Source organism: Tabrizicola sp. (assembly GCF_051645465.1).
Taxonomy (GTDB): Bacteria; Pseudomonadota; Alphaproteobacteria; order Rhodobacterales; family Rhodobacteraceae; genus Tabrizicola.
In genome coordinates this window covers 1-17,897 of sequence record NZ_JBOFBI010000365.1, presented here as the reverse complement: position 1 = coordinate 17,897, position 17,897 = coordinate 1, and the positions used below count along the sequence as shown (strand labels likewise).

The 17,897-nt window shown below is 64.7% G+C and carries 18 protein-coding genes and 2 tRNA genes; 6 read left to right on the top strand and 14 right to left on the bottom strand.

Annotated elements, in window-relative coordinates; genetic code table 11:
* Positions 1-10 precede the first annotated feature (10 nt).
* Entirely contained in the window at positions 11-166 is a 156-nt protein-coding gene (locus ACRCSW_RS22530) for a hypothetical protein (protein ID WP_438707889.1), read from the top strand.
* Between the two features lie 117 nt (positions 167-283).
* Here the strand turns inward: ACRCSW_RS22530 and ACRCSW_RS22525 are convergent, their stop codons facing one another.
* From ACRCSW_RS22525 to ACRCSW_RS22495, 7 genes are all read right to left on the bottom strand, one after another.
* Complete coding sequence (locus tag ACRCSW_RS22525) at positions 284-823, bottom strand: DsbE family thiol:disulfide interchange protein (RefSeq protein ID WP_438707888.1); 540 nt, start codon at positions 821-823, stop codon at positions 284-286.
* On the bottom strand, positions 816-974 hold the full coding sequence (ccmD, locus tag ACRCSW_RS22520; RefSeq protein ID WP_438707887.1) for a heme exporter protein CcmD: 159 nt from the start codon (positions 972-974) through the stop codon (positions 816-818). The genes ACRCSW_RS22525 and ccmD overlap by 8 nt, the downstream gene beginning before the upstream one ends.
* Complete coding sequence (locus ACRCSW_RS22515; RefSeq protein ID WP_438707886.1) at positions 974-1,702, bottom strand: heme ABC transporter permease; 729 nt, start codon at positions 1,700-1,702, stop codon at positions 974-976. The genes ccmD and ACRCSW_RS22515 overlap by 1 nt, the downstream gene beginning before the upstream one ends.
* Positions 1,703-1,756: 54 nt before the next feature.
* Positions 1,757-2,413 carry a heme exporter protein CcmB gene (gene ccmB / locus ACRCSW_RS22510; RefSeq protein WP_438707885.1) on the bottom strand — a complete coding sequence of 219 codons (657 nt, stop codon included), beginning with the start codon at positions 2,411-2,413 and terminating at the stop codon, positions 1,757-1,759.
* Positions 2,414-2,489: 76 nt separating this feature from the next.
* Positions 2,490-3,107 (bottom strand): heme ABC exporter ATP-binding protein CcmA, encoded by a 618-nt coding sequence (gene ccmA / locus ACRCSW_RS22505; RefSeq protein ID WP_438707884.1) that lies wholly within the window; start codon positions 3,105-3,107, stop codon positions 2,490-2,492.
* A 77-nt stretch (positions 3,108-3,184) separates the two neighbouring features.
* Positions 3,185-4,147, bottom strand: a complete 963-nt coding sequence (locus ACRCSW_RS22500) for a lysophospholipid acyltransferase family protein (RefSeq protein WP_438707883.1) — start codon at positions 4,145-4,147, stop codon at positions 3,185-3,187.
* A gap of 119 nt (positions 4,148-4,266) precedes the next feature.
* Positions 4,267-5,844: a N,N-dimethylformamidase beta subunit family domain-containing protein gene (locus tag ACRCSW_RS22495; protein WP_438707882.1), complete on the bottom strand. Its 1,578-nt coding sequence runs from the start codon at positions 5,842-5,844 to the stop codon at positions 4,267-4,269.
* A 387-nt stretch (positions 5,845-6,231) separates the two neighbouring features.
* On the opposite strand from ACRCSW_RS22495, the gene ACRCSW_RS22490 reads away from it, so the two are divergent.
* The 4 genes from ACRCSW_RS22490 to ACRCSW_RS22475 all read left to right on the top strand — a co-directional run bounded on the left by ACRCSW_RS22490 (position 6,232) and on the right by ACRCSW_RS22475 (position 12,173).
* Positions 6,232-7,605 (top strand): NAD(P)/FAD-dependent oxidoreductase, encoded by a 1,374-nt coding sequence (locus tag ACRCSW_RS22490; RefSeq protein WP_438707881.1) that lies wholly within the window; start codon positions 6,232-6,234, stop codon positions 7,603-7,605.
* A gap of 69 nt (positions 7,606-7,674) precedes the next feature.
* Complete coding sequence (locus tag ACRCSW_RS22485) at positions 7,675-8,994, top strand: vanadium-dependent haloperoxidase (protein ID WP_438707880.1); 1,320 nt, start codon at positions 7,675-7,677, stop codon at positions 8,992-8,994.
* Positions 8,991-10,550: a CRTAC1 family protein gene (locus ACRCSW_RS22480; protein ID WP_438707879.1), complete on the top strand. Its 1,560-nt coding sequence runs from the start codon at positions 8,991-8,993 to the stop codon at positions 10,548-10,550. The genes ACRCSW_RS22485 and ACRCSW_RS22480 overlap by 4 nt, the downstream gene beginning before the upstream one ends.
* A gap of 486 nt (positions 10,551-11,036) precedes the next feature.
* Positions 11,037-12,173 (top strand): serine/threonine-protein kinase, encoded by a 1,137-nt coding sequence (locus ACRCSW_RS22475; protein ID WP_438707878.1) that lies wholly within the window; start codon positions 11,037-11,039, stop codon positions 12,171-12,173.
* Between the two features lie 55 nt (positions 12,174-12,228).
* On the opposite strand, the gene ACRCSW_RS22470 is transcribed toward ACRCSW_RS22475, so the two are convergent.
* Positions 12,229-12,513, bottom strand: a complete 285-nt coding sequence (locus tag ACRCSW_RS22470) for a YiaA/YiaB family inner membrane protein (RefSeq protein ID WP_438707877.1) — start codon at positions 12,511-12,513, stop codon at positions 12,229-12,231.
* Between the two features lie 38 nt (positions 12,514-12,551).
* Positions 12,552-13,229 (bottom strand): PspA/IM30 family protein, encoded by a 678-nt coding sequence (locus ACRCSW_RS22465; RefSeq protein ID WP_438707876.1) that lies wholly within the window; start codon positions 13,227-13,229, stop codon positions 12,552-12,554.
* 100 nt (positions 13,230-13,329) lie between these two features.
* Here ACRCSW_RS22465 and ACRCSW_RS22460 point away from each other — a divergent pair, with 100 nt between their 5' ends.
* Positions 13,330-13,947, top strand: coding sequence for a TetR/AcrR family transcriptional regulator (locus ACRCSW_RS22460; RefSeq protein ID WP_438707875.1), 618 nt, complete (start codon positions 13,330-13,332; stop codon positions 13,945-13,947).
* Here ACRCSW_RS22460 and ACRCSW_RS22455 read toward each other — a convergent pair.
* From ACRCSW_RS22455 to lon, 5 genes are all read right to left on the bottom strand, one after another.
* A tRNA-Val gene (locus ACRCSW_RS22455) sits at positions 13,935-14,010 on the bottom strand. The genes ACRCSW_RS22460 and ACRCSW_RS22455 overlap by 13 nt on opposite strands.
* 87 nt (positions 14,011-14,097) lie before the next feature.
* On the bottom strand, positions 14,098-14,586 hold the full coding sequence (locus ACRCSW_RS22450) for a hypothetical protein (protein WP_438707874.1): 489 nt from the start codon (positions 14,584-14,586) through the stop codon (positions 14,098-14,100).
* A 173-nt stretch (positions 14,587-14,759) separates the two neighbouring features.
* A tRNA-Val gene (locus tag ACRCSW_RS22445) sits at positions 14,760-14,834 on the bottom strand.
* A 26-nt stretch (positions 14,835-14,860) separates the two neighbouring features.
* A complete protein-coding gene (locus ACRCSW_RS22440) occupies positions 14,861-15,271 on the bottom strand; it encodes an HU family DNA-binding protein (protein WP_438707873.1) in 411 nt (136 codons plus the stop codon).
* A gap of 148 nt (positions 15,272-15,419) precedes the next feature.
* Positions 15,420-17,825, bottom strand: a complete 2,406-nt coding sequence (gene lon / locus ACRCSW_RS22435; RefSeq protein WP_438707872.1) for an endopeptidase La — start codon at positions 17,823-17,825, stop codon at positions 15,420-15,422.
* Positions 17,826-17,897: the final 72 nt, after the last annotated feature.

Here is a 17,897-nt window from a genome sequence, read left to right as displayed (position 1 = left end):
GCCGCACCCCATGCCCAACCCCTTCCCCTTGCTAAGCCCGCCGAAACCGGTGCAAACCCGTCCTGCCGCGACGGTGGCGGCACGATGGCCGGTGGTGCTTGGCAGCTTCCCGGCGCTGGAAGTCAGCCTGTTCGCGGCATTCGCGCTGTTCCTTGGGCTCTCCTGACCGACCGAAGCATGTCTTCACGCCTTCGCGGTGGTATCCGTTCCGTTAACAAGCTCTGAATGGAACCCCGTAAGATATTGATTCTAATGTGACAAAAGGGCGTAACTCGGAGTTACGTTACCCAGGCCCGGCCAGCGCCTTTTCCAGCGCGGGCACGAAACGGGTCTCGTAATCCGTCCCGACCAGGGGCCCGACAAAGCGGAAAAGCACCGTTCCATCGCCCGCGATGATGAAGGTCTCGGGCGGGGCCGTTACCCCCCATTCGACCCGGTTCCGCCCGTTCGGATCGGTCGCAACCCCGATGAAGGGGTTTCCATCTTCAGCGAGGTAAGCCACCGCCTTCGCATCGTCATCCATGATGTTGACCCCCGCAACCCGAACGCCCTTCCCCGCCATCTCCAGCAGCACCGGATGCTCGGCCCGGCAGGGCGGGCACCAGGTGGCCCAGAAGTTGACCACCGTCACCTCGCCGGTCCGAAGGTCGGCGTCGGTGAGGACCGGCACCCCTGGCAAGCCGGTCGTGGGCAGCACCGGAGCCGGGCGGTTGATGAAGACCGATTGCAGCTCGCCCGCGTTCTCGCGGTACATGCCGGCATAGAAAAGCCCCGCGAGCCCTGCAAAGAGGACCGGCGGCAGGATCATCAGCCACCTAGCCATCCGACTTCCCCTGCCGTGCCTCGACCTCGGCCAAGGCCCGCTTCATCCGGGCCGATTGCCAGAGCGACAGGCCCACCAGCGCCGCGATCAGAAGGGCCGTCGCCGCGTAGGACCCAAGGACAGCGAAGGCGTATTTCCCAAGCTCAGGCATCACGCCACCCTTTCCCGCGCCAGAAGCGCCTTCAGCCGCCGGGCCCGGATCTCGGTCCGGGTCCGCATCAGGACCACGGTGAGAAAGAGAAGCACGAAGCCCGCTATGCAGACCAGAAGCGGCAGCCAGAAGACGTCGGACACGTTCTCTTCCCTGTCGAGCGAGAGCGACGCGCCCTGATGCAGCCCCTGGTTCCAGAAGTTCACCGCATAGCGGCTGAGAAGTGCGAAGACCGAGCCGACGAGGCAGAGGATCGAGGTGAGGTCAGCGGCGGTATCGGGGTTCTCGATGGCGGACCAGAGCGCGATGTAGCCGAAGTAGAAGAGCGTCAGGATCAGGAAGGACGTGAGCCGCGGGTCCCACGCCCACCAGGTCCCCCACATCGGCTGACCCCAAAGCGCGCCGGTGACCAGCGCGATCAGGGTGAAGGTCAGGCCCACGGGTGCTGCGGCCTTGGCAGCAAGCGCGCTGACATGGTGGCGGCGGATGATCCAGATCAGCGAAGTCACCAGCATCATGATCCAGGCGTTGATCGCCATCATCGCGGACGGGACGTGGATATAGATGATCTTGACGGTCGAGCCCTGCTTGTAGTCGTCAGGCGTGAAGAAGAAGCCCCAGACCAGGCCAACCGTCAGACAGGCGACAGTCAGACCCACGGACCAGGGCATGGCCCAGGCCGAGGTCTGCATGAACTTCTTCGGGTTCGCGTATTCCCAGATCGACATGGCGTTCGTCTATCCTTTCCCGGTCGCCCGCTCAACTCACCGTCGCGCGACTCTTCAGCGCAAATTGACGCGGATCGCGCTTGCGGCCGCGAAGGGGAGGAGTGCCGTGGCCCCAAGAGAGATCGCGGCAAGAAGTGCGAGCGGAGTGCCAAGCGCCATTCCCTCGGCCCCGCGTCGGATCACCTCGGCCCCGAAGATCAGGGTGGGCACATAGAGCGGCAGCACCAGAAGGCTGAGGAGAAGCCCGCCCCGACGCAGGCCCACCGTGATCGCGGCCCCGAAAGCACCGATCACCGACAGGGCGGGCGTGCCAAGAAGAAGGCTGATGACCAGCCACGGATACCCGGCAGGCGGCAGGTTCAAAAGGACCGCGAGGCCCGGCGCGATCAGGGTCAGGGGAAGCCCGGTGACGAGCCAATGCGCGACGGCCTTGACCGCGACGACGGCCTCCAAGGGGATCGGGGCGGTGGCCAGAAGGTCAAGCGAGCCATCCTCGAAGTCGAGCGCGAAAATCCGGTCGAGCGACAGGAGGCACGCGAGAAGCGCGCCGACCCAGAGGATGCCGGGGGCGATGCGGCCAAGCGTTCCGCCTTCGGGACCGACGCCAAGCGGTACGAGCACCGCCAGCAGCAGGAAGAAGGCGAGCCCCAGCCCGAAGCCGCCGCCCGTGCGGATGGCCAGCCGAAGATCGCGGAGGAGAAGCGCCTTCATGCTGCACCCCCCAGCAGTTGCTCTTTTCCAAAATACTCCCGCCGGAGGCACCGACGGATCAGACTGGCACGGCGCTTCATGCAAAAGCCTCGTCGAAACCGTCGCGGGCGATCACCCGAGCGCGGTGGGGTTCCAGGTCCAGCACCTCGGCTTCGGGGAGGCCAAGGTCGACGTGGCTCGCAATGACCGCCAGGCCGCCACCCTGAAGGTGCTGGCGGAGGACGCCTGTGAAAAGCGCAACCGATGCCACATCAAGACTGACGGTGGGTTCGTCCAGAAGCCAGACCGGGCGGCCGGTCACCAGAAGCCGCGCGAGGCCCAGGCGGCGCTTCTGACCGGCTGAAAGCTCGCCCGCGCGGCGGCGGGTAAGCGCGGTCATGTCCAGCGCTTCCAGCGCATTGTCAATGGCGGGACCGCCGTAGATCTCGGCCCAGAAGCCAAGGTTCTCGGCCACCGTCAAGGTGGACTTCAACCCGTCGGCATGGGCGGAGTAGGCGACGCTGTCGGGTGGAAGATCGAAACTGCCTCCGGCGGGCGGCTGCAGGCCCGCGAGCGTGCGCAGAAGCGTGGTCTTGCCCGAGCCGTTCGGCCCCCGCAGGATCAGCGCCTGACCGGGCTGGAGAGCAAAGCTCAGGTCCTGCAGGACCGTGACCCCACCCCGCGCGACCGCAAGCTTGCTGAGCATCAGATGCATGCCGCAAGGCCTAACCGATGCCGATGCCCGCGGAAAGGGTCATACGGCAGGGGTCGGGGCCGAGCGGATGCCGGGGGTTACCAGCGGATGTGTGCCGGCCAGATGTACTCTTCGTCGGGATCGGGCAGCGCGGGCGCGGCAAGGGCCATGGTGCGGCGGCGAAGCTCGGCTGCAACACGGTCGCGCGGGAGGCGCCGCAGGGTTTCGGCGGTGATGGGTTCGCTGACCGACACCTCGACCCGGTCGTTCATCCGGCGACGGGTTTCGTGGAAGATGAGCGCGATGCGCAAGGGGTAGGACGTGTGGCTTGCGACCTGGAAAAGGCGCGAGTTCTGGCCGGAAAAGTGGATCGGCAGGGTCGTCACTCCAGGGATCGTTGCCAGACGCCCCACGAACGGATGCCAGGGCGCGTCAACCGCGCGGCCGCGGAACGGCCGGTTCGCGGTGGCGACGCCGCCTGCCGGGAAGATCGCTACGACCTGGCCTTGCGCCAGAAGCTCGGTCGCCTTGCGGCGCGTTTCGCCCGTGATCCGCCGTGCCTCGGGCGTGCCTGAGAAGTCGACGGGCAAGAGATGGGGATCGATCTCGGGCACGCGGCAAAGGAGGCTGTTGGTCATGACCCGCACGTTGCCCCGAAGGCGCATGCCCAGATGACCGATCGTCAGACCGTCCACCACCCCGAACGGGTGGTTCGCGACGATCAGAAGCCCGCCGGTTTCAGGTACCTTGGCCAGGTTCTCGGCGCCCGCCCGGATGACTGGCGTGATGGCAAGCTTGCGGAGTGCTGCATCGAAGACCGGCTCGCCAGGGCGCTTGTCGCAGATCACCCAGTCAACGTAGAGACGCCGCAGCTTCGGCTGGCCGGTCATGGTTTCAACCGCGCGGATCAGACCGCGGCGGAAGATCGACTGACCCGGATGGGAATACGTGAAGCTCACCCCGGGGGAGATCGGGGCATGGTCGAACGTCAGGATTTCAGAAGAGCACACATCGTTCGCCGCTGTGAAAGCGAAGAAGCGCGCGGGGGGCTGGTGGGTCATCGAGCGGTCCGGGGCTGAGTAACTTCCCCGCCATTATCAAGGAGGAGCAACAGCCAGATGACGGTTGCGGCACAGGCGTGCAACAAGTGCTACGGGCGGGATGTGTCCATGCGTTATGTTCAACCCCAGGTGCCAAGGAGCACGTTGCGGGTCACCACCTCGACCGGGCGTTCGCGGGCGATGAGGCCGGCAACCCACTCGCATGACCCCGCGTTCAGGACCGCGCCCTTGCCCCGCCGGTACTCGGCCAGGCAACCGTTGCCGCGGCTGACGAGGCCAACGGTTTCCGGTGTGACCTCACCATGGAGGCTGAGTGCCAGGCCTTCGGCATCGAGGTGGCCGATGAAGTGGTCTTCGTCGTGGCGGCCGGTGTGGTGGGCCAGCGTCGTGGCGAGCGAGAGGCCGATGATGGTGAGTTCGCCCTCAAGGCCGGTGTCGTGGGCCGCGAAAGGGAGGCCTTTGCGGATTTCGTAGTCGATGCCGTCGACCTCATACCCGAAGATTTTCGAAGCGGCGCCAAGGACATCGCCGTAGCCAAGCCCGGTGCCCAGCATCGCCCAGTGGTCGGGGCGGTACAGGGTGAAGCCACCTGCCCCGTGCGAAACGCAGCGGCTCCAACCGGCGTAGACGCCCATTGACCCGGTCAGGCCCATGGTGGCCACCGCAGGGCGCTTGATCTGGGGGTGGTCCCAGTAGCTGGTGATGCGGTCGGTCTGGGCCAACGGGTCCTCTTCCGCGGCGCGGTACTTGTGGCAGATCTGGGTGAGGAGATCGTCGGAAAGCCTTGTTTGCCAGAAGAAATTCCCGCCGAAGCGGGCAAGCTGGCCGCCGTTGTCGAGCCAGGAGTCGAGGTGGTCGCGCATCTCCCAGGTCCAGTATTCGTCATGGCCGACGATGACGGCGCGGGGGTAGGCGTCGAGGAGGTGGGGGTCGGCGTGGAGGTCGTGCTGGGTGAGGTAGTCTATTGAAATGCCTTGTGTTTCGCACCAAAGGGCGAAGGGGCGTTCGAAGGCGGCCCAGCCGGAGGAGGCGTATTTCTTCGAGATGCCGTTCGCGCGAGCGTAGTCCATGTGGGGGTAGCGGGGGCGGGTCAGGAGGGGGGTGGCGGGGGGGATGCGGGGGGCGTCGGCGGGCCAGCGGACGAAGCCCGTGGCCCAGGGGCGGAGGAGGCTGACTTCCGCCGCGAAGTCCCCTCCAGTGGGGCCGCAAAGGCCCTGGTAGTGGTTCGATCCGCCCCAGTCGTTGTAGGCGGCCCAGGTGCCGGTCGCGAGGACAAAGGCGAGCTTTGCCAATGGTTTGGCGGGCCTAAGGACGAACAGCGCCTGCGATTGGTGGCCGGGAACCGTGAGGGTGACGGTGTAGACGCCGGTCGGCCAGTCGTCCGGAATCCGGGTTTCAAGCGCAACGGGCCAGCCGCAACCTTTCACCGAGCAGTCGGAGGGCGTGGGGGCGAAGCGGGTTTTGGCCTTGGTTTCAAAGACAATTTTCGGGGTCAACCCGTCGCGGGCGATGGTGATCTGCGCCTTTGCAGCGCTGGACATCGCATGGAGGCGGAGGGTGTCGCCGGGTTTGTAGCTTAGGGCGCCGGTGTAGCCCCAGACCTGGGGGCGGTTGGGGTCGTCGGAGGCCATCTCGTAGTGGTGGCCGGTGACCGGATCGCCGTCGTCATAGGGGCCGGTGACGAAGAAGCCTTGCACGGGTCGCCCTCCTGTTCATTGCGCCGAGCATCGGCGGAGGAGGGTGCAAAGGCAACGGGGTCGAGGGGTGCCGTGCGGTGGGGTTAAGGGAGTGTGAACGCGAAAAACGAGGGGGGATTGCGACGAGGTTAGTCTGGCCCGTAAACTTTTGAGAACGCTGCGTTAAACTTGCATCTTTCGAACAGGTTGATGGTCTTCTTTCCATCTTCCTTTCATCTTCTTTCCGTCTACACGCGCAGGAGACGAAAGTGCCGTTAACTACCCTGACCGAATCAGATGAAATTGGGCCACAGTTCGGGCGATCCCCTTGATCGGATGGCCATCTTTGCCTTGAAAAGCGGTCGGGGCTGTGCCTCCCTTCCCATTGGCAAGACATTCGGGGGCCTTATGCGGATCGGCGATGTTTCGTTCTGGTATGCCGACATGGGGCTGCCCTACCGTCGTGCGCCCCTGGCCGGGGATGGCACTGCCGATGTGGTGATCATCGGGGCGGGCTATACGGGGCTTTGGACGGCTTACTATCTGAAGCAGGCCAACCCGGCGTTGGATGTGCTGGTCATCGAGAAGGATTTTGCGGGCTTCGGTGCCTCCGGGCGAAACGGCGGCTGGCTGACGGGCGGTTTTGCCTGGACCCATCGGCGGTATCTTGAGGACTCGTCGGAAGAGGCCGTGCGCAGCATGGTCCAGGCGATGAGTGGGACGGTGGACGAGGTGATCCGCGTGGCGGAAGCCGAGGGGATCGAGGCGGACATCCACCGGACGGAAGAGCTGATGGTGGCGACGAGGCCCGCGCAGATGACGCGGATGCAGGCGGAAGTCGAGCACCGGCGTCACTGGGGCGAGGAGGACCGGGTCTTCGAGATGAATGTCGAAGATCTGGCGGCGCGGGTGCGCATTCCGGGGGCGCTTGGCGCGATGGTGGTGACCAATGTGGCGCGCGTGCAGCCGGCGAAGCTGGTGCGCGGCCTTGCGGCAGTGGTCGAGCGGATGGGGGTTCGCATCGTCGAGGGGACGGCGGTCACAAGCTATGCGCAAGGGGCAGTGACCACCGATCATGGTCAGGTTCTGGCGCCGAAGATCCTGCGCTGCACTGAAGGGTTCACCGCGGGTCTCCCGGGGCGGAAGCGGGAATGGCTGCCGCTGAACTCGGCCCAGATCGTGACGGAGCCGCTGCCTGCGGAGGTGTGGGCCGAAATCGGCTGGGAGGGGCATGAGGTGATCGGCGATTTCGCCAATGCCTATTGCTACTGCCAGCGCACGCGCGAGGGGCGGATCACGGTGGGCGCGCGCGGGGTGCCGTACCGCTTTGGCTCGAGCCTTGATACCAACGGCGCGCCGGACGCGGAAACGATCCGGCGGCTGACGGCGATCCTGCATCAGCATTTCCCGGCCGCGGCGCAGGCGAAGATCGACCATGCCTGGTGCGGGGTGCTGGGCGTGCCGCGCGACTGGTGTGCGACAGTGGGGCTTGATCCGGCGACCGGCCTTGGCTGGGCGGGGGGTTATGTGGGGGTGGGGGTTTCGACCTCGAACCTTGCGGGCCGGACGCTGGCGGACCTTGCCCTTGGCCATGATACGGACCTTGTTCACCTGCCCTGGGTCAACCGCCGCGTTCGCGCCTGGGAGCCGGAGCCGCTGCGCTGGTTGGGCGTGACCGGGATGTATGCGCTACTGAACGCTGCGGACCGGCGCGAGGCGCGGGAGGGGGCGGGACCGTCGCGACTGGGGAAGCTTGGGAACTGGCTGACGGGGCGGGGCTGAAGGCCTTCCCGTACTTGCCAGCCCAGTTGGCGCCTGACATAACCGGCGCCGAGTTCGGGAGGAGGACCCATGCATTTGCGCCGCCGCGATTTCATTGCCCTGTCACTTTCAGCACCCTTTGCGCTTTCCGTTTCACCCGCCCTTGCCGCCGACCGCGCCGAGCTTGCGCGCGATGTGGTGGTCGACTGGCATCGTCTGATCCTGGAGCTGGTCCGACATACCGCGACCTACACGCCGCCGGTGGCAAGCCGCGCCTTCGCCTATATCGGCGTTGCGGCGCATGAGGCGCTGGCCTCGGGCAACCCGGCGCTGGTGTCGCTGGCGGGGCAGCTGACCGATCTGACGCCGCCGCCTGCCCGCGCGACCGGCGAGCATGACGAGGCTTGCGTGCTGCATGGGGCGTTGGCGAAGACTGTGCAGGCGCTCTTCTCCAACACCGGCCCGACCGGGCAGCGGGCGATGGGGGCGATGACCGACAAGCTGGGGGCAAAGGCCGCCGAAGGGATCGCGGATGAGGTCGTTGCGCGCAGCATGGCCCAGGGTGAGGCGGTTGCGGCGCATATCCTGGCCTGGGCCGAGGTCGATGGCGGGGCGGTGATCGACAACATGGGGTTCCCGCGCGAGTACACGGCCGGAACCGACCCGCAGGATTGGGTGCCGACGAGCCTGGTCCGCCAGCAGCAGGCGCCGCTTCTGCCTTACTGGGGCTCGGTTCGGCCCCTCGCGATGCCCTCCGGCACCGCTTGCGGCATCCCCGCGCCGCCCGAGTACAGCGAGGACCCGGCCTCGGCCTTTTTCCTTGCGGCGAAAGAGGTTTACGACACGGTCAAGGGCCTGACCGACGAGCAGAAGGCGGTCGCGCGGTTCTGGTCGGACGATCCGATGCTGTCGCCAACCCCGCCGGGGCACTGGATTTCCATCGTGCTGCAGATCGCGAAACGGGACGGGATGCCGGTGGAGAAGCTTGCCTCGACGCTGGCGCTGCTGGGCGTGGCGGTGGCGGATGGGTTTATTGCCTGCTGGGCCTCGAAGTACGAGTTCAACCTCTTGCGGCCGGTGACGTATATCAAGCGGCTGATCGACCCGAAGTGGGAGTCGTTGCTGAATACCCCGCCCTTCCCGGAGTACCCCTCGGGGCATTCGACCCAGTCGGGTGCGGCGGCGGAAGTGCTGACCGCGATCTTTGGCGAGGATTTCGCGTTCGAGGATGCGACGCATGCTGATGACGGCATCAAGGGCCGGAGCTTCGCGTCGTTCTGGGCCGCTGCCGAAGAAGCTGCGATTTCAAGACTTTATGGCGGCATCCACTATCGCTTCGGCGTCGAAGCCGGTGTTGAACAGGGCCGCTGTGTTGGCGCATACGCCGCCAAGCTGAGGACCTTTGCATGAGCCGTTTCCTTTTGCTGGCCCTTGCCGCCTCCCCTGCCCTGGCGGAACCGGTGGTGCCTGCCTTCACCGATGAAACGGCAAGCTCGGGCATCGACACGGTGTTCGAAGGCGAGTGGGAATACACGGTCGGTGGCGGTGCCGCGACCTTCGACTGCTCGGGCGACGGGTTTCCGGAGCTTTTCCTGTCCGGCGGTGCTGGGCCTTCGGCGCTGTACCTGAACCGGAGCACCCTGGGCGGGGCGTTGGCGTTCGAGAAGACCGATGCGGTGGCGCTGGATGCGGTGCTCGGGGCCTATCCCCTGGACATCGACAGCGATGGGGTGATCGACCTGGTGGTCCTGAGGCTGGGGGAGAACAAGCTCCTCCGCGGGCTTGGCGACTGCCGGTTCGAGGACGCGGGTGCTTCCTGGGGCTTTGACGGCGGCGATGCCTGGTCGACGGCTTTTGCGGCGATCTGGGAGAAGGGGCAGAGCTGGCCGACGCTGGCCGTCGGCAACTACATCGACCGGAAGGAAGAGGCGTTTCCCTGGGGGTCTTGCACGGACAACTGGCTGCACCGGCCGGAGGGCGACCGGTTCGGCGCGCCGATCCCGCTGACGCCGTCGTTCTGCGCGCTGTCGATGATCTTTACGGACTGGAACCGCTCGGGCCACCCAAGCCTGCGGGTGTCCAACGACCGGGAGTACTACAAGGGCGGGCAGGAGCAGCTTTGGCATCTGGAGCCGGGGCAGCCGCCGACGCTTTACACCGAGAAGGAAGGCTGGAAGCGGCTCCGCATCTGGGGGATGGGGATCGCCAGCGCGGATGTTAACCTGGACGGCTATCCGGACTACTATCTGACCTCGATGGCCGACAACAAGCTGCAGGTCCTGAAGGACCCGGCTTCGGGCAAGCCTGACTATGCCGATGTCGCACTGAAGTCGGGGATCACGGCGCACAAGCCCTATACCGGGGGGGACTTCAAGCCGTCGACGGCCTGGCACCCGCAGTTCGCCGATGTGAACAACGACGGCTGGCTGGATCTTTTCGTGGCCAAGGGCAACGTCGCCAAGATGCCGGATTTTGCTGAGCTCGACCCGAACAATCTGTTGCTGGGGCAAGGGGATGGCACCTTTCTCGAGGCGGGGGACCGGGCGGGTGTGGCCAGCATGGGCGTTGCGCGGGGCGCGCAAGTGGTGGACTTCAACCTGGACGGCCAGCTTGACCTTGTGGTGGTGAACCGCTGGACCCCGGCGGAAATCTGGCGGTCGACCGGAGCGCTTGAGGGGAACTGGGTGCAGGTGCGGCTGCAGCAGGAGGGCGCCAACCGCGATGCCATCGGCGCGGTCGTCGAGATCAGGCGCGGCGAGGCGGTCGAGCGGCACGAGATCGCGGCGGGGGGCGGCCAGGTCTCGGGCTCGGTCGGGTGGCTGCATTTCGGGCTTGGCGAGGCGACCGAGGCCGAGATGCGGGTGGTCTGGCCGGATGGGACCGAGGGCGCATGGATGTCGTTGCCCGCAGGAACCTTCCAGGTCTTGCGGCCAGGTTCGCCGGCGGAAAGCTGGACGCCGGGCTGACAGGGGCGAATCGCTTGCAATTGGCCACTACATCGGGGCCGAGTCGCAGCCGGTGAGCGTTTCCGGGGGCCGGTACCGGGCCGAAAGGTCGGCTCGCGCCAGGAACTGTGGAAATATCGTGGCGCATCCCACTGGGATTGTTGACGATTTTGTCACAGGTTCGATTTTGCTGAAAACGCCTGTCCCGCCAAGCCGTCAGACGAGAACATCATTTTAATCAATTGTTTACCGGGATTTCCGCCGCCCTCGACGAAGAATCTTCTGGCAATCGGCGGCCAGTGACCTTTGCAGCGTTTCGCAACCGGGCGATCGAGGTTTGCGCCAGAAGACAGTCGGCGCGTAGAATGCCTCCCGACGAATGCAACCTTCCGGAGTTGAGGCCGGATGGGATTCATCCGGACGAAAACAAGTTCGACTGCACTGCCGCGACACCGGCCCGGTCGTCGCGGAAAGTTTGTTGAGCGGGCGAGACGGTAGGAAGACGAAGTGACACAGGGTCCAACGCAGATCAGCAATCAGCTCGACGCAGAAGCGCGCCGTGCGGATCCGGATGATTTTGCCGACGACCTGAAGCCGGGCACCACACTGCTTGGCGGGCAATACAGGATCCTGGGGTTTCTCAACAGCGGCGGCTTCGGGATCACCTACCTTGCGAAGGATTCAGTCGACCGTACGGTCGTCATCAAGGAATGCTTCCCGAATGCGCTCTGCCGTCGCAGCCAGGCCGTCGTGCGCGCCCGCTCTCGGAAGCACCAGACCGAGTACCGCAGTTTTGTCGAGAATTTCGTCAACGAAGCCAAAAGCCTGGCGCGGCTGGTGCATCCCAACATCGTCGGCGTCCATCAGGTGTTCGAGGATAACGACACCGCCTACATGGCCATTGACTACATCGACGGGCGCGACCTGCATGACGTTCTGGCATCAACCGACCAGCCCTTCACCCCAGCTGAAACGGTTGTTCTGCTGAAAAAGATGCTCGGCGCGGTGGAGTTCATTCACCAGGTCGGCATCCTTCACCGCGACATCTCGCCCGACAACATCCTGATCGACAAAAGCGGCAACCCGATCCTGATCGATTTCGGCGCTGCGAGCGAAGAAGAGGCGCGGTCGGCGCGTGTGCTGACCGGGCGGCGCGTGATCAAGGAAGGCTACTCGCCCCAGGAATTCTACATGGCCGGGGCCCAGCAAAGCCCGTCGAGCGACCTTTATTCGCTGGGGGCGACCTTCTTCCATGTCATCACCGGCAAAGCGCCGCCGGAAAGCCAGCGCCGCCTTGCCCGGGTCGCCGAGGGCAACGCCGATCCCTATGAACCGCTGGCCGGGCGCTACAAGGGATACCCGCGCGGATTTCTGGAATCGGTCGACACGGCGATGCAGGTTCTGCCGAAGAACCGGATCCAGTCCGCGTCCGACTGGCTGGAATGGATCCGGCTGGGAGAGACAGGGGGCGCGCTGCCCTATGAGACGAAACGTCCGATAACCCAGAAGGTACACACGAGGCCGGTCACGGCAGCGGCGCCTCCGTCGGCGGACCTTCTGTCAACCGGCTCGGTCTATCTGATCGTTGCGGGCGTGGTCCTGGCGCTGGCTGGCCTTGGGGGCCTCTGGTCGTACATGAACTGAACGGCGGTGGACCAAAGGCCGGGGTCGTCTGGTTCCCGGCCCTGGTCATGTTGTCTCAACGCTCGCGGGAAACCTCGGCCAGAAGGCGCTCGGTGCGGGCTTCCTCGAGCTTGTTGTGCAGGCGGTCGGATTCCTCTTTGTCGCGCAGGGCCTTGGTGATGCCGACGGTCGAGCTGACAAGCATCAGCGCGGCCATCGAATAGAAGCCCTTGGCCGAAAAACTGGCTTCGAGAAAGTAGATGCCACCCGCCATCATCACGGCTGCCACGACGAAGTTCGCGTAGCTGAACATCGTGAAGGCGTAGGACGTGCGGATCGGGGCTTGGGTCGTGTCGGTCATGTCGTTCTCCGGGGTGTGGTTTGGGGTTTGGTGAAAGGTCAGACGGCTTTTTCCTTCAGCCGGGCCAGGATTGCCGCAGCGTCAGGCTTCAGCGCGGGTCCGCAGCCGGCGGCGGCAAGGCGGGCCGCGACGGTGTCGGCCGACAGTCCGGCCGAAAGCTCGACCACAGCGGCGGCCGTGGCTTCGGCATGGGCCTGGCGGGACTGGAGACGGCTGAGAGTGGCTTCGGCTTCGGCCAGCGAGGCGGTGACGGGGCGGCTGACCACCCCGCGAACGGATTGGGATTTCTGGGCGGCGTCGGCAAGCTGCAGGCCACGCTTCAGCTCACGCAGGCGGCCTTCGGCCTGAGCAAGTTCCTCGCGAAGGCGCGCTGTCTCGATCTCGTAGGTCGCAAGGGCGGTTTCGGTGGTGTTGCGCTCTGCCTCGAGGTGGGCAATCGCCGCGGCGGCTTCGATGGCCAGATCCTCGCGCCCCTGGCCAAGGGCGGCAAGCGCCCTGCCCTCCAGGTCGCTTAGCTGGGTGTTGCTCCGTGGCAGAGCTTTCCGTTCCCGGTCGGCATAGGCCATGACCACCGCGACTGCACGGCGCGCGGCCTCGACGCCTGAAGCCGCATCGCGGAGCTGCTGGCGGAGGATCGACAGCGCATTGGCGTCCTCCAGCTTCTGGGCAGCTTCGTGACTGCGGCCCCGGATCAAAGTGACGATGGTGTTGAACATCGGGTGCTCCTGCGTTATGAACAGTGTTCACACGATGCCAGCCCAGTGAACGTTGTTCAAGTACTTTTTTGAACGCTGTTCAAATGACGTGAGGTCACAGATGGACGACAAGGTGCAAACCGACCGGAGAGCCGACTTGCGGACCCGGCTGATCGACGCGGCCGAGGCCGAGATCGCCGAGAAAGGCCTGGCCGGGCTGAAGGCGCGGGATGTGACGCAGCGGGCGGGCTGCGCGCTGGGGGCGCTCTACAATGCGGTGGCCGATCTGGACGAGCTGGTCCTGCGCGTCAATTCCCGCACGCTTGCCCGGCTGGGCGCGGCCCTGGCGCCGACTTCGGGGGCCGCAACGCCGGAGGCGGTGACGCTGGCGCTGGCCGATGCCTATGCGGTTTTCGCATTGGAGAACCGTCGGCTCTGGTCGGCCCTTTTCGAACATCGCCTGCCCGAAGGTGTCGAGATGCCCGACTGGCAACGGCAAGAGCATGAGGTGCTGATCGCCCGGATAGGCGCTCCGCTGGTAGCGCTTCGGCCTGATCTGCCGGTCGATGTCCTGCGCCTTCGGGTCCGCACGCTGTTCGGCGCGGTGCATGGCGTCGTGCATCTGGCGCTGCAAGGGCGGCTTGTCGGCTTGCCGGAAGCGGCGTTACGGCAGGAGGTGGCGGCCCTGGTGACCGCCCTTGTCGTCGGCGCGCGGCAGGTGGGGCCTGGTGGGCGGTGAGGGACTCGAACCCCCGACATTCTCGGTGTAAACGAGACGCTCTACCAACTGAGCTAACCGCCCCACGGCAGGTTCGCATTAGTTGAACGGGGGCACCTTTGCAAGCGCAATGCCAAGCCGAAATCGACCAGAGTTAACGGCAAGAAAACCCTACTGTCCTGGCCGCATAGCAAGCGCTTCCTGGAAAGCTGCGGGGGGAATGCGAATTATGACGCTATTGCCCGAACCAACAAGCTTGATCTCCATTCCGGTCTTGGCCGCCGACCTAAACTGTTCGCCCGAAAGAAGAATTGCTCCCTCTTCTTGCAAAGTGCAGCCTCCGCCGCAACCCATCACGTTGCTGCTTCCGCGCTCATACGGGAGCTGAACTCCAAACGAGTAGGCAGAGTGGAAGAATGACCAGCCCATACCCGTAGCGATTTGATTAACATAGATTCCCTGGCGAACCTCACCACCCTTCGTCGCGACGAAGGCCTGACCGAATACAGAAACGAGCAGGTTTTCGTATACCGAGTAACGTTTGGATACGCCCGCAGTCACACCGGTGTGGACGTCCGAGTACTGTTGGGGCTCGTTCACGCATGCAGACAGCCCCGTCCCAATCATTATTGCCAGCATCAAACGCCTGAACTGTTTCATCTTCGACCCCATCAGTTGCAACTCATCCAAGTTTCAGCAGGGAGAGGGGGAGTTGAGGCGACATCATGGCAATTCCGAGAAACGCTGTGGCGCATCCTATTGTTTTTCAAGAAAATCCAACATGACCGAGCAAACGAAAACGCCTCCCGAGTTCCGGGAGGCGTTTTGACAAATGGTGGGCGATAACGGATTTGAACCGCTGACATCTTCGATGTGAACGAAGCGCTCTACCGCTGAGCTAATCGCCCGAAACTTGAATTCGGTGGCGCGGCTTTTAGCTATCCTCGCCGTCGTCCGCAAGGGCCAATCCGGCGGCCTTTGCCCCGTCGGCGAGGCGGAGTTTCAGCGTCAGCGCCGGGCCTTTGTTCTTGACCACGCGAAGCTTGCCCAAGGGGGGAATGGCCAGGGCCCGGCCGGTTGCCAGCGCTTCGCCGAGCGCCGAGAGCGTTGCCTCGACCGCCTTCTTTGCCTCGGGCTTCTTCACCCCTGTGGCCTCGGCCACGCTGTCGATCAGATCCCTCAGCTTCATCACCCCGCCCGTCCCTTCGGGTGCCGCGGCCTCGACCACTTTCAGCGCGGGCTTTTCAGCTGCGGGTTTCGCCTTGGCCGCTGGTTTCGCAGGCCTCTCGGCTTTCACGACTTTTGCGGGTTTGTCGGCGGGGTCCTTGGGCGTGCGGGGGGCCATACTGCCTTCTTTGCTTCTTGGGATTTCTGCGCAGTGGACGATAGAGCGGCTTTCTGGTCAGGACCAGCCGATTTCCGCAAGATGCAAACCAAAAAAGCGAAAGGGCGCGCCCTGCCGGACGCGCCCCTTCCTTCAGACTTGGTCAGGCCTAATGCGCGGTCGGCGCTGGCGCCTTGGATTCAGCCGCCCGCGCCGCGGCGGCGGCTTCTTCGGCGGCTTCGTCCCAGACCACCGGTTCGGGCTGGCGCACCAGCGCCTGGGCCAGGACGTCACGGACGTGGGTCACCGGGATGATCGTCAGGCCGGTCTTCACGTTGTCGGGGATCTCCGCCAGGTCCTTGGCGTTTTCCTCGGGGATGAACACGGTCTTGATCCCGCCCCTGAGCGCGGCCAGAAGCTTCTCTTTCAGGCCGCCGATCGGCATGGCATTGCCACGCAAGCTGACCTCGCCCGTCATGGCGATATCCTTGCGGACCGGAATCCCGGTCAGGACCGACACGATCGAGGTGACCATCGCCAGACCCGCGGAGGGCCCGTCTTTCGGCGTCGCACCGTCCGGCACGTGGACGTGGATGTCCATCGTCTCGAACTTTGGCGGCTTCACCCCGATCTGCGGGCTGATCGAGCGGACGTAGCTGGCGGCCGCATCGATCGATTCCTTCATCACATCGCCGAGCTTGCCGGTGGTCTTCATCCGGCCCTTGCCGGGCAGCTTCAGCGCCTCGATCTGCAGAAGATCGCCGCCAACGCTGGTCCAGGCGAGGCCCGTCACGACGCCGACCTGGTCCTCCTGTTCGGCCAGGCCATAGCGGTGGCGCTTGACCCCGAGGAAGCCCTCAAGGTTTTCGGGCGTGACCTCGACCGTCTTGACCTTCCGGCCGACGATCTGGGTTACTGCCTTGCGGGCCAGTTTGGCGATCTCGCGTTCCAGGTTCCGCACGCCCGCTTCGCGGGTATAGGTGCGGATCATTTCCTGCAGCGCTTCATCGGTGATCGTCAGCTCACCCTTCTTCAGCCCGTGGCCCTTGATCTGCTTCTCGATCAGGTGGCCCTTGGCGATTTCGCGCTTTTCGTCCTCGGTGTAGCCGGCCAGCGGAATGATCTCCATCCGGTCCATCAGCGGGCCCGGCATGTTGTACGAGTTCGCCGTGGTGATGAACATCACGTTCGAGAGGTCATATTCGACCTCGAGGTAGTGGTCGACGAAGGTGTTGTTCTGTTCCGGGTCAAGCACCTCCAGGAGCGCCGAGGCCGGGTCGCCGCGGAAGTCCTGGCCCATCTTGTCGATTTCATCGAGCAGGATCAGCGGGTTGGTCGTCTTGGCCTTCTTCAGGTTCTGGATGATCTTGCCCGGCATCGAGCCGATATAGGTCCGCCGGTGACCGCGGATTTCGCTTTCGTCCCGCACGCCGCCAAGACTGATGCGGATGAACTCGCGCCCCGTGGCCTTGGCGACCGAGCGGCCAAGCGAGGTCTTGCCGACGCCCGGAGGGCCGACGAGGCAGAGGATCGGGCCCTTCAGCTTGGTCGACCGCGCCTGCACCGCCAGATATTCAACGATCCGCTCTTTGACCTTCTCGAGGCCATAGTGATCCGCGTCCAGCACCTTCTGCGCGGCCGCGAGGTCCTTCTTGACGCGGGACTTCACGCCCCACGGGACGCCCAGAAGCCAGTCGAGATAGTTGCGCACGACCGTGGCTTCGGCCGACATCGGCGACATCGACTTCAGCTTCTTCAGCTCGGCCTCGGCCTTTTCGCGGGCTTCCTTTGAAAGCTCGGTCTTGCGGATACGCTCTTCCAGTTCGGCCACTTCGTTCTGGCCGTCCTCGCCGTCGCCCAGTTCCTTCTGAATGGCCTTCATCTGCTCATTCAGATAGTACTCGCGCTGCGTCTTCTCCATCTGCGTCTTGACGCGGGACTTGATCTTTTTCTCGACCTGCAGGACCGAAAGCTCGCCCTGCATGTGGCCGTAGACCTTCTCCAGCCGTTCCGCGACGTCCAGCGTTTCAAGGATCGCCTGCTTCTGGCCGACGTCCACGCCAAGATGCCCGGCGACAAGGTCTGCCAGACGCGCGGGCTCGCGGGTGTCGGAGACCGCCGCCAGCGCTTCCTCGGGGATGTTCTTCTTGACCTTGGAGTAACGCTCGAACTCTTCGGCCACGGCCCGGACCAGCGCCTCGACCGAGGCCGGATCGCCTTCTGTTTCAGGCAACAGATCGGCAGTGGCCTCGAAGAAGGCCGGGTTCTCGACAAAACCGGTGATCTTCACGCGGGCCTTGCCTTCGACCAGCACTTTCACCGTGCCATCGGGCAGTTTCAGAAGCTGCAGCACATTGGCCAGCACACCCGTGCGGAAGATGCCATCGGCTGAGGGATCATCGGCGGTTGGGTCCTTCTGCGAGGAGAGAAGGATCTGCTTGTCGTCCTGCATCACCTCTTCCAGTGCGCGGACCGACTTTTCGCGTCCGACGAAGAGGGGCACAATCATGTGAGGAAAAACCACGATGTCGCGCAACGGCAGGACAGCGTAACTTTGGGACTTGAGATTTGTCATATGTGTACCTTCGCTCGCGGCAGCGCGACAAGGTCCCGACCATCGGCAACCCGGCCTGCTCCGCCTTTGGAT

Bases quoted from the DNA above. Each gene is read 5' to 3' on its own strand.
- ccmB (WP_438707885.1), bottom strand. From the start codon at position 2,413: ATGAAGGCGCTTCTCCTCCGCGATCTTCGGCTGGCCATCCGCACGGGC.
- ccmA (WP_438707884.1), bottom strand. From the start codon at position 3,107: ATGCATCTGATGCTCAGCAAGCTTGCGGTCGCGCGGGGTGGGGTCACG.
- ACRCSW_RS22530 (WP_438707889.1), top strand. From the start codon at position 11: ATGCCCAACCCCTTCCCCTTGCTAAGCCCGCCGAAACCGGTGCAAACC.
- ACRCSW_RS22485 (WP_438707880.1), top strand. From the start codon at position 7,675: ATGCATTTGCGCCGCCGCGATTTCATTGCCCTGTCACTTTCAGCACCC.
- ACRCSW_RS22460 (WP_438707875.1), top strand. From the start codon at position 13,330: ATGGACGACAAGGTGCAAACCGACCGGAGAGCCGACTTGCGGACCCGG.
- lon (WP_438707872.1), bottom strand. From the start codon at position 17,825: ATGACAAATCTCAAGTCCCAAAGTTACGCTGTCCTGCCGTTGCGCGAC.
- ACRCSW_RS22465 (WP_438707876.1), bottom strand. From the start codon at position 13,229: ATGTTCAACACCATCGTCACTTTGATCCGGGGCCGCAGTCACGAAGCT.
- ACRCSW_RS22470 (WP_438707877.1), bottom strand. From the start codon at position 12,513: ATGACCGACACGACCCAAGCCCCGATCCGCACGTCCTACGCCTTCACG.
- ACRCSW_RS22490 (WP_438707881.1), top strand. From the start codon at position 6,232: ATGCGGATCGGCGATGTTTCGTTCTGGTATGCCGACATGGGGCTGCCC.
- ACRCSW_RS22440 (WP_438707873.1), bottom strand. From the start codon at position 15,271: ATGGCCCCCCGCACGCCCAAGGACCCCGCCGACAAACCCGCAAAAGTC.
- ACRCSW_RS22480 (WP_438707879.1), top strand. From the start codon at position 8,991: ATGAGCCGTTTCCTTTTGCTGGCCCTTGCCGCCTCCCCTGCCCTGGCG.
- ACRCSW_RS22500 (WP_438707883.1), bottom strand. From the start codon at position 4,147: ATGACCCACCAGCCCCCCGCGCGCTTCTTCGCTTTCACAGCGGCGAAC.
- ACRCSW_RS22515 (WP_438707886.1), bottom strand. From the start codon at position 1,702: ATGTCGATCTGGGAATACGCGAACCCGAAGAAGTTCATGCAGACCTCG.
- ACRCSW_RS22525 (WP_438707888.1), bottom strand. From the start codon at position 823: ATGGCTAGGTGGCTGATGATCCTGCCGCCGGTCCTCTTTGCAGGGCTC.
- ACRCSW_RS22450 (WP_438707874.1), bottom strand. From the start codon at position 14,586: ATGAAACAGTTCAGGCGTTTGATGCTGGCAATAATGATTGGGACGGGG.
- ccmD (WP_438707887.1), bottom strand. From the start codon at position 974: ATGCCTGAGCTTGGGAAATACGCCTTCGCTGTCCTTGGGTCCTACGCG.